The organism is Ruegeria sp. HKCCD6157 (assembly GCF_013110685.1).
GTDB lineage: Bacteria > Pseudomonadota > Alphaproteobacteria > Rhodobacterales > Rhodobacteraceae > Ruegeria.
Window position 1 is genome coordinate 102885 of the sequence record NZ_WVRB01000003.1, and the last position, 13211, is coordinate 116095.

Sequence of the window (13211 nt, forward strand, 5' to 3'; positions counted from 1 at the left end):
TGAAAACCGGCGCGGTCCGATTGAACCGCGCCGGCCAGATCTTTGGCTTAGTTCGGCAATGCGAACACGGTGAGCTGACCGCCCAGCGCGGTATAGTCGCTGAGTGCGGCATAGCCACCCACGGCGCCCAGACCGTCATTCGGGTTGGTCAAACCAGCCGCCAGACCAATACCGGCCCAGCCACCGACACCTGACAGGATGCCGATATACTGCTTGCCACCTTGCTCGTACGTCATCACGTTGCCGATGATACCAGAAGGTGTTTTGAACTTGTAAAGTTCTTCACCTGTCTCGGTATTCACCGCCTTGATGTAACCTTCTAGTGTACCATAGAAGGTGACGCCTCCTGCGGTGGTCAGCGAACCCGACCAGACCGAGAACTGCTCGGGTATAGACCACTTGATCTCACCTTTGATGTTGTCCCAAGCGATGAAGTTACCCATACCACCGTGGCTATCCGGTGCAGGATACATCGCCAGCGTCGCGCCCACATAGGGTTGACCGGCGGTGTAGCTGACACGGAACGGCTCGTAGTCCATGCAAACGTGGTTCGTTGGCACGAGGAACAGACCAAGGTTCGGGTCATACGACGCCGGCTGCTGGTCTTTGGTGCCCAAAGCCGCCGGGCAGATACCGGTCGAGTTCACGTCCTCGCCGTTCTGTTCCGTCGAATACTGCGCAACCACGGCCGGGCGGCCATAGGTTTCGCTGTTGGGATCCATATCGACACCAGTTGTCCAGTTGACAACCGGGTCGAATTTTTCGGCCACCAGCAGCTCACCCGTGACGCGGTCCATGGTGTAGGCCAGACCGTTGCGGTCGAAATGGGTCAGCAACTTGCGCTGCTCGCCATCAATTTCCTGTTCGGTGAGGATCATTTCATTGATGCCGTCATAGTCCCATTCGTCATGCGGCGTCATCTGGTAGAACCATCTTGCCATACCGGTGTCGATGTCACGCGCCATGATGGTCATGGACCAGCGGTTGTCGCCCGGGCGCTGCGCCGGGTTCCAGGTCGATGGGTTACCCGTGCCATAGTACATCAGGTTCTCGTCCAGATCCGCAGAATACCAGCCCCATGTGGTGCCGCCGCCAATCTTCCACTGATCGCCTTCCCAGGTGTTTGTACCCGAGTCCGCGCCAACCGGCTTACCCAGATGGGTGGTCTTTTCCGGATCAACAAGAATGTCCGAATCCGGCCCCATGGAATAGGCCCTCCAGACCTGCTCGCCCGAGTTCATGTCATAGGCCGTAACTGACCCGCGCACACCGAATTCTCCACCCGAGATACCGACAATGACCTTGTCCTTGATCGGCAACACCGTGGCTGTGTTGGTTTCACCAATCGCCGGGTCGCCATTCTGGACTTCCCAGACGACATCCCCGGACTTGGCATCAAGCGCCACAACCTTGGTGTCGGCCTGATGCAGGAAGATCTTGCCATCCGCATAGGCCACACCGCGGTTCACCGTGTCACAGCACATGACCGGAATCACGTCCGGATCCTGCTTGGGCTCATACTTCCAAACGATTTTGCCCTCATTTGCCAGATCCAGAGCATAGACAATGTTCGGGAACGGCGTGTGGACATACATCATGTCACCAATCACCAGCGGTGAACCCTCGTGCCCGCGCAGAACACCGGTCGAGAAGGTCCAGGCCACTTGCAGATCACCTACATTGTCTGCGTTGATCTGATCCAGTTCGGAATAGCGCTGATTTTTGTAGTCACCCGTCTGGATCGCCCATTGTTTTGCGTTCTCCATCTGGGCAACCAGGTCGTCATTTGCGTAGGCCGTGGTGGCCAGTGCAATGGCAATCCCGGAGGTCCAAAGCGATAGATTTTTCATTCAATCTCCTCCCTTTCGTGCAGCGATCTCTCTCTGCATTGCAACACCTCACCCAGGTCGGATTACGGTGTCTGTTGATGCTCGCCCCGACCGACGGTTTTCCGGTCGCTTAGGTGGGAGAGCAATGCGATCTCCTACGACCCGCTGTCCTCAAAGGTCGCAAGATATGCGATGATGTTGGCCCGATCGTCCTCTTTTCGCAGCCCGGCGAAGGTCATCTTGATCCCCTTCGCATAGTCGCGCGGTTTCGTCAGAAACGCGTCCAGTTCTTCGGGTGTCCAAACCAGCCCTTCTTCGGACAGCGAAATCAACACCGGTGAATAGCCAAACCCTTCGACGGTTGCAGCCTGACGTCCAACGATGCCGTTCAGCACCGGCCCCACCTTGTTTTCAGCCCCCTCGCCCACCGCATGGCAGGCCTTGCACTTGCGAAAGACCTTCTCACCCGCTTCGGGGTCGCCATCGGCACTTGCGAAGGCGGGGGAAAGCATGAGGCAGGTTGCTGCGAATACCGTTCTGATCACTATCAATCTTTCCTTGTTATTTTCATTGGCTGAGACGTTCCGCGTGCCATTCGACATGGTCGCGCGCAAAACTGTTCACGAAGAAATACGAATGGTCATACCCCTCCTGGATTCTGATCTGTCCGGGCTGGCGGCGCTTGGCCATCATGTTGGCCAGAGCTTCGGGTTTGAGCAGATCAAGGAACTGATCATCCGCGCCCTGATCGATCAGCAGGTCACCTTTCCAGCCGTGCTCTTCCAGCAGCAGCGTGGCGTCATGCGCGACCCAAGTGTTTTCGTCGTCACCCAGATAGCTGCTGAGCTGCTTACGGCCCCAATCCGACCGCGTCGGGTGCGCAATCGGCGCAAATGCCGAAAGAGACCCGAATTTGTCGGCGTTGCGTATCGCGATCGTAATCGCACCGTGTCCACCCATGGAATGGCCCGTGATCCCGTGGCGATCCTGAACGGGGAAATTCTTCAGTACTATGTCGCGCAGTTCGTCGACGATGTAGTCATACATCCTGAAATGGGCCCGCCACGGGTCCCGGGTGGCGTTCACGTAAAACCCGGCCCCCTGCCCCAGATCATAGGCGTCATCATCGGCAACATTGTCGCCACGCGGGGACGTATCGGGAAATACAACCGCGACACCGTAGTCCGCAGCCGCCTCCTGAAATCCGCCTTTGGTCATCGCGTTTTCATGGGTGCAGGTCAGGCCGGACAAGTACCACAACACCGGCACCGGGCCGGATTTGGCCTGAGGCGGCAGGTAGACGGCAAAGGTCATCTCGCAATCACAGGTCTCGGACGAGTGGGAGTACACGGTCTGCTCCCCTCCGAAACTGCGGTTTTGCGAGATAACTTTCAAACCCATGTCAGTACTCCACGACCGCGCGGATCGATTTACCCTGGTGCATCAGGTCAAAGCCGTGGTTGATTTCATCAAGCGTCAGCTTGTGCGTGATCATGGGGTCGATCTCGATCTTCCCGGTCATGTACCAATCCACGATCTTCGGAACATCCGTCCGGCCCTTGGCACCGCCGAACGCGGTTCCGCGCCATGACCGGCCGGTGACCAGCTGGAACGGACGCGTCGAAATCTCGGCGCCAGCGGGTGCCACACCGATGATGATGCTTTCACCCCAACCTTTGTGTGCGCATTCCAAAGCGGTCCGCATCACGCCGACATTGCCGGTCGCGTCAAAGGTATAATCCGCACCGCCGCCGGTCAGTTCGACCAGATGCGCCACGATATCACTACTGACGTTCGAGGGGTTCACGAAATCGGTCATACCGAAATGAGTCGCCATTTCGGCCTTTCCGTCGTTCAAGTCGACACCAACGATCTGATCACAGCCCGCCATGCGACAGCCCTGAATGACGTTCAGGCCGATTCCGCCCAGACCAAAGACCACGCAACGCGAACCAATTTCGACCTTGGCGGTGTTGATGACGGCCCCGATGCCGGTGGTCACGCCGCAGCCGATGTAACAAATCTTGTCAAACGGCGCATCCTTGCGCACCTTGGCCAACGCTATCTCGGGCACAACGGTGTGATTGGCAAAAGTCGAACAGCCCATGTAGTGGTGGATCGGTGTGCCATCCAACATGCTGAACCGCGTCGTTCCATCCGGCAACAGACCGGCACCCTGAGTCGCCCGCACTTTCTGACACAGGTTCGTCTTGGGGTTCAGGCAATATTCGCATTCGCGGCACTCTGGTGTGTACAGCGGGATCACGTGATCCCCGACGGCAAGGCTGGTAACGCCTTCCCCGACCTCCAGAACGACCCCGGCACCTTCATGGCCCAGAATTGCAGGGAAAATCCCTTCGGGGTCATCTCCGGAACGGGTAAACTCATCCGTATGACATAGACCGGTCGCCTTGACCTCGATCAGGACTTCACCTGCTTTCGGGCCATCCAGCTCAACCTCCATGATTTCCAAAGGTTGGCCTGCCGCCACAGCAACCGCCGCGCGTGTTCTCATCTCCGTCTGTCCTCCCATGGCACCGGAATCAACCGCAGTCCGGCAGCTTGGGTCGAGTATGGGGGCGAGCACCACGTGCAAACAATTAAGACAATGGTGTGTATTGGGTTGAATGGACTTCGCGCGCACATTTCATGCATGATGTCCGCGTGGAGGAAAGCTGTGATGTCAAACGGCAAGCTGATTGTTTTGGCGCTGGCCTGTCTGGGTGCGGCTGGCCCTGGCTTGGCTGCGGATTTCTCCGATCCAACATGGCCGTGCATTCAGCGCAAGGTCGAGGACCTGTCGCTGGGCCTCATGTGGCCGTATCAGGTTGTTGACGGCGAAACCGCTGAAAACAGTACCGACATCGACGAAATCGCCGGGCTGTTGGCCCTGAGGCGGATCGAACTGGAAGACCTTCGGCCCCAGGTTGCAGTGTTTGCCGCGCGGTACAACGGGGATCCGGATATTCTGGGTCAGGTGTTCCAGCGCGTCTTTGACACCTTGTCCAAAAGGCGCAAGCACATCATCGCGGGGATCGGAGAGTTTTCGCTGAAGCAGATCGATCTGGCCGAAAAGATTGATCTGGCCAGGGTGGAAATGGACCAAGCCCTGTCTTCCGACCCGCCCGACTATGACCGCGTTGACGCCTTGGAAGAGCAATTGGATTGGGATCAGCTGATCTATTCTGACCGTCAACGCTCGATCACCTATCTGTGTGAAACGCCGCAAATCATCGAGCGGCGCCTGTTCGCGATTTCGCAAATGCTGCAACAATTGACCTCAGACCAGGGTTGACGCAGCGCCGGCGGAGGAAGGAGGGACACATGAAACACGTATTGATCATCTTTCTGACGCTGTCGCCCCTCTCGGCCCTGGGCCAGTCCCCGCTCAGCGGCGTTGACATGACCCTGCCCAAAATGACCCAAGCGCAAATGACCCGCGCCGATGTCGTGGCCCGACTTGCGGCTGCCACGGCCGACGCGCCCGCCGATTTCACCCGGGTCTGGCTGAACAATCTCGACTTGTCCGGGTTGGATTTCAGCAACGCGATCCTGCGAGCGACATCATTGAACGGCACCAATTTGTCGGGATCGACTCTGGACGGCGCGATTCTCAGCCAATCCTGGATGATCGGCGCCAACCTTTCAGGCGCATCTCTTGTTGGGGCCGAGCTGTTCCAGACTCAGCTCAGCCAGGCGGATCTGAGCGATACGGATTTCACAAACGCCAGAACAGCCGCCGATTTTACCAAGGCCAATCTGAACCGGGCAGTATTCAAAGGGGCGGATTTTTCGGCCGACATGCGCAACCAATCCATGGGGCTTATGCGCGGAGTTCTGTCCTCGGCTCGTGGATCGGACGTGGATTTCACTGATGCGCAAATGTCCCGCGCCGATCTGGAATTTGCCAAATTGCCCAACGCCAATTTCACCAATGCCGATTTGTCGATGGCAACATTGGGCGGGGCGGACCTGACAGGGGCCACTTTGTCCGGTGCCGATTTTACGAATGCCGATTTGACGGCAACGCGGCTGACTGATGTTCAGGGCGCAGATCAGGCCAATCTGAACGAAGCGAAAAACCTGGATCGGGCCATTCGCTGACCGGGCTATTCCCATTCAAGTTCGGTGAATGCGACCGTTGCATTGCGCGGGTTGTAGGCGTCAAACAAGTCCCAGTGCACCGCTTCTTCCTGAGCGATCGTTTCAACCGCATCCCCCAACCGCTGACCACTGTCGATTGCTTCGCGCGTGTCGCTTTCCAGTACCTTCAAATAGCGCATCATATCCTCGGCCCCTTCAGGCCACGCTAGGATCGGCCCACCATGGCCCGGCACGATTTGGGTGACCTCAAGCCCGGTCATCTGTTTCAAGACGCGTTGCCAGCCGATCAGTTGACCATCCAATGCCGGGGTGTGCCGGTGAAATACAAGATCGCCGGTGAACATGACGCCGGTGTTTGCATCCATGACGGTCAAGTCATTCCCGGTATGTGCCCGCGGCCAGGCCCGCAGGATCAGTTTGCGCCCACCTAGATCAATCTTGTGCGTGGTTTCGACGGCGATGTCGACGGAAATCGGCCCGACGCCCACATAGGCGCTTTCGCCGATCGCGGCGCTCAGGCTTTCGACATAGTTGCCCAACCGGTCCAGCAACGCTCGCTCCAGCCCCACATGGCCGACAACCTGCGCACCTGAAAGGGCCAAAGGCTCTGTGCCCAATGTGTGATCGGGATGCATGTGAGTCAAAATTACGTGACTGACCGGCTTGTCCGTCTCGGCCCGAATGGCCCGCCAGACAGCCTCGCCTATCCATGGTGCCGTTCCCGTGTCAATCACGGCGACGCTGTCCTGGCCAATGACAAACCCGATATTGGACACGTCGCCCAGATTGTCCGCGTCGGGTTCCGCTATCAAGCCGCGATGCACGAACAGACCGGGCGCAGCTTCTTCAAATTCCAGAGCCTGGCCAATGGGTTGGCAAAAAGGCGTGCCGCTACGCCAATCCGACAGCGGCGGAGGAGTTGTTATCAGCTTCTGCTCGCATTCAGCCTGGGATCGGGCTTCGTAACCCGGCAAAAGTCGTTCTCTGCAAGGCTCTGTCGCAACCTGCGCGCATAGCAAAATCACGGCTTCAAACATGGCAGCCCTCCGACCGGAACATTGGCATAGATCTCTGCCCGAACCACCGCGCCTTTCGTCGGCATGTATTTTCCCCGCATTTTGTGGCACATTCTCGGCCACCGGTTGCCGGAGGAGACACCATGGCCAAAGCACTAGCACCCGCAGCGATCCTTTCTCTTGCGCTGTCCCTGCCGGCATGGGCACAGCAGCCGATCAAAAATCCGCTGGTCGACAGCGAAACCTGGAAGGACCTGCAATACGATGTCGTGGGCGACGCCCAGATCGGGAACGCGGACACGCTGCTTGCGCTGGACGCCCCTTACCGGGCGCATGATGCCGCAACGGTGCCGATCGTTTTGAAACAGCTTGATCCCGATGCCCGGATTTCCGCTGCCACCGTCGTTATCGACGAAAACCCGGCGCCGATCGCAGGCGTCTTCAGCTTTTCACCGGCCATGGGTCAGTTGGATTTCGAGATGCGCGTTCGCGTGAACCAATATTCGAATGTCCGCGTGATCGCTGAAACGCCTGACGGGCTTCATATGACAGGCCGGTTTGTCAAAGCGTCGGGCGGCTGTTCGGCACCGGCCAGCAAAGACCCAGAGGTCGCATTGGCGTCCATGGGCAAGATGAAGCTGCGCAGCTTTGGGGAAGAGGCGCAGATTTCCACATCACGCCGAGAAGCTCAAATCATGATCCGCCACCCGAACTATTCCGGCCTGCAACGCGATCAGGTCACGCAACTGTTCATCCCCGCGCATTTCATCGACCATATCGAAGTCTGGCAGGGCGATGAGTTGCTGTTCACGATGGATGGCGGCATCTCGATCTCGGAAAACCCGGCTTTCCGTTTTGCCTACAATGACAACGGTTCGACCATGTTGACGGTCAAGGCAACGGATACCGAGGGCAACACGTTCGAAAAAGACCTTCCCAAAGCTGCGGCCAGCTGACGGACGAGCCTGCGTTTATCGGAAACAGACAACCTCGGCTTCTGCCTGCGCCCGGCGCAGGTCAGCCACCATGTTTTCGGCCAGTACCGCGCTTTTGAAAAACGCCATACGCTCTCCCCCGACCCGACGCATCGACAGAACAGTTTCCGCCTGTTCATATTGCTCATACGGCAGGATCGAAGCGATCAAATCGATCGAGCATGAGCACCTGTCCAGCATCTCGCGGGTTTGACCGTTGGTGACCATGCATGCAAACACGTAATCCGCGCGCGCCGCGGTCGGGTAGTCATTGAGCCGATCCGCAACGCTTTGTGCTGACGCTGCAATGGGCGCTGCCAGAATGCCCGCGACCAGCGCTTTAAAGGTCATGCGGCCGCGTTCCCTAATTTGGCCTGGCGTTTTCATTCGCGACCCTCCTGCATTCCTTCAAACCGCATTTCCGATCGATAAACGGCCGTGCCGTCACGTTCGGAAACAGCTTCCGCCACAAGGCTCAGATACCAGCCCGGGACCTCTTCTGACACCGTGACGCGAAGAACCAGATCTCCGAACCCTTGCATCCGGTCGCGGTTCGGATCCTCGGCGAAAGGACGCATGAAAATGGTCCGAACGGGGATGGTTTTGCCACCAATCGCCGCCTCGCCCTCGACGATCTCGGCAGGTTGAACCAGCGCATCCTTGATACGATTTCGGATGTAAAACGGGCTGCCTCCGGCGGACTCGGCCATATCCCGTATGGCGCTTTCATAGAAAACCATGATCATCGGATTGCCGACGCTGGCCGGAAAAACACCCATGGCGCGGTGTTTGTCATCTTGGCGAAATTCAAGATGGGCCATCTCGTTCCCGTCATCCGAAAAACTGAGAGAGATAAGACCGGTATCACGTTCCGCCGCATCGGGTCTTATCCGGTTTGTGACGGTACGCTGATAGATCAATTCCTTGTCACGTTCGATTGTGTCCAGAACGCCATTTTGGAACAGCAAATCATAGGCTTGCTCGGCATCAACCGATGCCGCGGATACGGCATTCAAACTCAGAAACAAAACGGCGATGCCGCAAAGAAGCCTTCTCATGACCTGGCCCTCCCAAGGATGAGAGTATGGGCAAATCGCCCCATGTCATCGCCGACTTTTGTCGGTGTTGAGCGTTTGCGCGTGCAGGGCATTCTGTATTTTCCAGAAGATCAAAGACCGCAGCCGAGGCAGCTTGACCGGTTTCGCCATAACCGAAATTTCATGCCGCAATCCGTCTTTGCGCAACGCTTCGCTGCGATCAGCCGTGATCAGGATCGCCGGAACTTGAGTCTGCGTCATCTCTCGGATCCGGTGAATGGCCATCACGCCAGTTTCCCCATCATCCAATTGATAGTCGGCCAGAATGATATCCGGGGGCATTCCTATGTCTTTTATGAATTGCAGCGCTTCTTTCGGTGACCGGGCCGGCAGAACACTGGCGCCGTTCTGTTCCAGCCACTGCGTTGTTCCAAAAAGAACGTCACGGTCGTTTTCAATCACCAGAATGATGAAATCCAACGGCACGTCGCCCGTATTGGCCAGAAGATCCAAGGGTTCGATGGTGCTTGGCCCGGTTTCGACCCTGTCCATTTCTATGCTGAACACTGAACCAATGCCAGGTTTGGACCGCAGCGACAGCTTATGACCCAACAACCGGCAGGCGCGGTCCACGACGGACAAACCCAGCCCCATGCCGGACCCCAATGGCACGTTTTCGGCCCGCGTGAATTCCTCGAACACGCGCTCCTGGTCTTTGCGTGCGATCCCGATACCCGTATCCCAGACCTGCAAAATGACCTTGTCGCCGCGCCTGCGGCACCCCACCAGAACCCGACCACCCGGTTCGGTATACTGTATGGCATTCACGACCAAATTCTGGATCGAGCGCAACAGATAGACCGGGTCGGATTTCACGATTTCCGAACACGGAACCACATCAAGCGTCACATTCTTGCTCTCGGCCACCAGCGTTTGGTCGCCCTGTATCCCTGCAATCATCGTAGCGAGGCTAACTTCTGTCGGTGAGACCGTGTCCGGGTCAGCGGTTTCAAGCCGCGATATATCCAGCAATGAGTGCAACAGTTGTTCAGCAGATCCAAACGCACCGTCCAAACGCTCCATCATCTCATGAAGCTCGGTTTCACGCGTGATCTCCAGCAGGGTCGAGATCATGAGTTTCGCGGCATTGATCGGTTGAAGCAGGTCGTGGCTGGCGGCCGCAAGAAATCGCGTCTTGGAAGAAACCGCAGCTTCGGCGCGTTCCTTTGCGATCCGCAGCGCCTCTTCCACCCGCGCTTTTTCTTCGTATTCCTGAACCAGCTTGGCGTTGGCATGGGTCAACTCTGCCGTGCGTTCCATTACCCGGTTTTCCAGGGTTTCGGTCGCGCGTGCCTCAAACGTTACGTCTTTCAGTTCGACCAGAAAACCACCATCCGGCAACTGGTTGACCTGAATGTCCAATACACGGTCTGATCCGTCGCGCACACGTTTGCGCAACCAGCCACGGCTTTTCAGCTCGTGTTGCCATTTGCCGATCCTGAGTTCATCATCGGCCTTGATCAACCCACGCGCCCGCATCAAATCCAAAAGCGTTTGCACTGGCATATTTGCCTGCAAGACGGAAAGCGGCAGGTTCAGTATTTCCCTGAACCGCGCATTGTGCATCATGATCTTCGTATCTGATGAAAACGTGCAAACGCCTGAGCTCATGTTTTGGAAAACCGCCTTAAGGTAGTCCTCCTGACGGTCAATAAGGGTTTCTTTCTCATCACGATTTCTGCGAACAACGGATGTGATATCGGTCAACAGAATGACCACATTCTGAGGCGACGTGTATTGTGCGCTGAGTTGATACCAACGATCCCCACGCAGTTCGATCACGTCGCTGGACACCATCCCGGTATGGCAATTGCGCTCAAGCGTATCCAGCATTTTCGATATGCCATTGTCGGACGATACGAATTCGGGGCTGTTCTGCACCAACAGAAAAAACCGACCCAAGCTGAGGCCGGGCCCGACAATATCGGACATATCAGGGAAGATCGCCTGAAACAGCTCGTTGCACAGATTCAATTCACCATCCGTGAACAGCGCAAACCCTTCTTCCATGGAAGACAGGGCCTTGACGAGGCTCTTGCGGGTTTGTTCGCGTTCGTACCTGGCGCTTTCAAGTTCGGTGGTCGCGCGTTCCAGATCGCGACTCTGCTTCATCACCTGCTGCTGCAACTCTATCGCCGACTGAAACGCCAGAAAGGCGGACGGGCCTACATCTTTCTGACGGTTGGCGCGCCGCATCAGCGCATCAATGATCTTGGCCTGTTTGGATATCTGGATCTCTGGCGGGTCATCCGGATTAAGCATGGTCAGCTCAGTTCCCGCTTTTCGGGTTCAAAGAAAGCGACCCCTACAAAGGTCTGGTTCATGTGTACGCCGGATTGCTGCTCTCCGTAGGTGTTGAAGCCAACCACCCGGTGGGATTGCAAAACATCCGAAACCTGTTTGCTCAACTGCTTCTGTTCGATTTCGAGTTTCCGCAGAATACAGTCGAATCCAAGAATGAAATCCGGGGCCGCGCCGGTGTTGTCGCGCACATTCAGTCCAGCTTCGAGCGTTTCAATGATCTCCTTCCCGCGCCCCAGTGTCATGATAAGGCCGTCATCGATCGCCGCTAGAAAAGACAGGGATCCCCCCTCCATCGGTTCACGAATGGCACGCACATAGTAATTGAGGTTCTGCCTGAGAAGCAGCGGGTTTTCCGCGAATACCAGTGGCGAAAGATCTTCGGCCGCACACCCAACCAATCGTGCATATTCCTGCGCTGCCGGCGCCCCGTTGATCTCATACACCACGCGTTCTTCCGGGTTGGCGTCGGTGATGATGATCTCTGACCCGATGGGCAGGAAATGATCAAAACCGATACCCTGAAAACCAAGGTTGGTTTCAATCAGCAACAGGACGGCAGCATTGTTGTGCGCACTGCCACCGTGAAAAACGAACGTCTCTTCATATTGAAGGCCATCCCCGGCAGAGCCGCCGAATATCGGCAATCCATCCAGAACGGTTTCCAGCGTTGAAACCAGCAAGTCTTCCTGCTTGGACAATCCATCCGTAAACACCAGCGCCAGCCTGTTCCACCCCGCCGTGTGGCGGAATCTTTCGGCCAGTCGCTGCGCTGCGGCAGCGATCTCCATTGAATTGAGCGGCCTGAGCGACTCGAAAAGAATGGACGAACACCGAAAGTTGGACTTTGGAAAGGCCAACAGCAAAAGCGCATGCGATTCATAACCCGATCGCGTGATTTGACCTGCGGTGGTGCAGCCAAAGACTGGAACACCCGCAAGTCTTCTGTTCAGGCAACGTGACACCTCTGCCGGGTCAAGAGTGCTGGGGACAAAGGCCAGGACAAAGCAGGACGACAGACTATCGATTTCCGCGCAGGCTTCTTCAACGGCGGTCGTCGGGTCCAAATCATCGGAACGGCCAATCACAATGAAATTCGGTTCATGCTCCAGATCCCGCATGTGTCCCCCCTAGTGTTGAAGAAAGGATTTGACCTCCGGTTCGTGTCGCGACTGTCTGGCGACAACCGAGTCGACCAGAACAGCGGCCTGGGTCCGGTTGCGCACCCCAAGGCGGCGCAGCAAAGCGGTGATATGTGCCTTGACCGTCGCCTCTGCCAACGACAGCTCATATGCAATCTGTTTGTTGGATTGGCCCACGCAGATAAGCTTGAGAATTTTGACCTGCTGCGGCGTCAGTGATGAAAGCTCGGGGCTGGATTGGTAGACGGTGCTTTCGGAGGGCTTCAGCTCTTCGACGCGGTTGTATTCGGTGGGTACGTATCTCCGCCCAGAGGTGATCTCCTGAATGGCGTGTTTCAGGGTTTGCGCCGGCGTATCTTTCGGCAGAAATCCCATCGCACCGTGGTCCAGCAAAGATCTTACCAGCTCTCCGGATGCCAAGGACGATATCACCAGAACCGGCGCATTCGGACAGCGCTGCCGTAGCTGCTGAAAACCCGAGATACCCGTTACGTCCGGCAATTTCAGATCGAACATGATCAGATCGGGTTTGAAGCCTGCGCCAAGTATTTCAAGTGTCTGCTTCAGCGTGTTGGCTTTTTCAATTCGGCAGTTCTCGAAGCTCAGCTGCAACGCCGCGGCCAACGCATCGCTGAACAGCGGATGATCATCCACGATAAGCACGCTGGACACCTGGTCCACCGGTTTAGGGCATCCCGCAATGTGCATTGCTTCTCCTCCGACAGGAAAGGTACAGCATTTCCCGATC

13 protein-coding genes are annotated in these 13211 nt (G+C 56.8%); 3 read left to right on the top strand and 10 right to left on the bottom strand.

Annotated features, from left to right (window positions below; translation table 11 throughout):
- Positions 1-47 precede the first annotated feature (47 nt).
- The 4 genes from GS612_RS12400 to GS612_RS12415 form a co-directional block, all read right to left on the bottom strand.
- On the bottom strand, positions 48-1850 hold the full coding sequence (locus GS612_RS12400; RefSeq protein ID WP_171118316.1) for a methanol/ethanol family PQQ-dependent dehydrogenase: 1803 nt from the start codon (positions 1848-1850) through the stop codon (positions 48-50).
- 134 nt (positions 1851-1984) lie between these two features.
- Positions 1985-2341, bottom strand: coding sequence for a cytochrome c family protein (locus GS612_RS12405; RefSeq protein ID WP_171229299.1), 357 nt, complete (start codon positions 2339-2341; stop codon positions 1985-1987).
- Positions 2342-2396: 55 nt separating this feature from the next.
- Positions 2397-3230 (bottom strand): S-formylglutathione hydrolase, encoded by an 834-nt coding sequence (gene fghA, locus GS612_RS12410; protein ID WP_216601148.1) that lies wholly within the window; start codon positions 3228-3230, stop codon positions 2397-2399.
- Between the two features lies 1 nt (position 3231).
- The gene (locus GS612_RS12415) at positions 3232-4344 is read right to left on the bottom strand and encodes an S-(hydroxymethyl)glutathione dehydrogenase/class III alcohol dehydrogenase (RefSeq protein ID WP_171331235.1); all 1113 of its coding nucleotides are present in this window, start codon (positions 4342-4344) and stop codon (positions 3232-3234) included.
- A gap of 165 nt (positions 4345-4509) precedes the next feature.
- Between GS612_RS12415 and GS612_RS12420 the strand changes: the two genes are divergently transcribed.
- Both GS612_RS12420 and GS612_RS12425 read left to right on the top strand, forming a co-directional pair.
- Complete coding sequence (locus GS612_RS12420; protein ID WP_171640692.1) at positions 4510-5124, top strand: hypothetical protein; 615 nt, start codon at positions 4510-4512, stop codon at positions 5122-5124.
- A 29-nt stretch (positions 5125-5153) separates the two neighbouring features.
- Positions 5154-5933, top strand: coding sequence for a pentapeptide repeat-containing protein (locus GS612_RS12425; RefSeq protein WP_171331233.1), 780 nt, complete (start codon positions 5154-5156; stop codon positions 5931-5933).
- A 5-nt stretch (positions 5934-5938) separates the two neighbouring features.
- Here the strand turns inward: GS612_RS12425 and GS612_RS12430 are convergent, their stop codons facing one another.
- On the bottom strand, positions 5939-6970 hold the full coding sequence (locus tag GS612_RS12430; RefSeq protein ID WP_171640694.1) for a quinoprotein relay system zinc metallohydrolase 2: 1032 nt from the start codon (positions 6968-6970) through the stop codon (positions 5939-5941).
- 122 nt (positions 6971-7092) lie between these two features.
- Between GS612_RS12430 and GS612_RS12435 the strand changes: the two genes are divergently transcribed.
- Positions 7093-7905 carry a quinoprotein dehydrogenase-associated SoxYZ-like carrier gene (locus tag GS612_RS12435; RefSeq protein ID WP_171640696.1) on the top strand — a complete coding sequence of 271 codons (813 nt, stop codon included), beginning with the start codon at positions 7093-7095 and terminating at the stop codon, positions 7903-7905.
- A gap of 15 nt (positions 7906-7920) precedes the next feature.
- Here the strand turns inward: GS612_RS12435 and GS612_RS12440 are convergent, their stop codons facing one another.
- The 5 genes from GS612_RS12440 to GS612_RS12460 are packed head-to-tail and all read right to left on the bottom strand — an operon-like array spanning position 7921 to position 13171.
- Positions 7921-8274, bottom strand: coding sequence for a hypothetical protein (locus tag GS612_RS12440; RefSeq protein WP_171229304.1), 354 nt, complete (start codon positions 8272-8274; stop codon positions 7921-7923).
- 32 nt (positions 8275-8306) lie between these two features.
- Positions 8307-8981, bottom strand: coding sequence for a hypothetical protein (locus tag GS612_RS12445; protein WP_171118300.1), 675 nt, complete (start codon positions 8979-8981; stop codon positions 8307-8309).
- Between the two features lie 45 nt (positions 8982-9026).
- On the bottom strand, positions 9027-11282 hold the full coding sequence (locus tag GS612_RS12450) for a PAS-domain containing protein (protein ID WP_171232387.1): 2256 nt from the start codon (positions 11280-11282) through the stop codon (positions 9027-9029).
- A 2-nt stretch (positions 11283-11284) separates the two neighbouring features.
- Positions 11285-12442 carry an FIST N-terminal domain-containing protein gene (locus GS612_RS12455; RefSeq protein WP_171363244.1) on the bottom strand — a complete coding sequence of 386 codons (1158 nt, stop codon included), beginning with the start codon at positions 12440-12442 and terminating at the stop codon, positions 11285-11287.
- A 9-nt stretch (positions 12443-12451) separates the two neighbouring features.
- Positions 12452-13171: a response regulator transcription factor gene (locus GS612_RS12460; RefSeq protein WP_171118293.1), complete on the bottom strand. Its 720-nt coding sequence runs from the start codon at positions 13169-13171 to the stop codon at positions 12452-12454.
- Between the last annotated feature and the right edge of the window lie 40 nt (positions 13172-13211).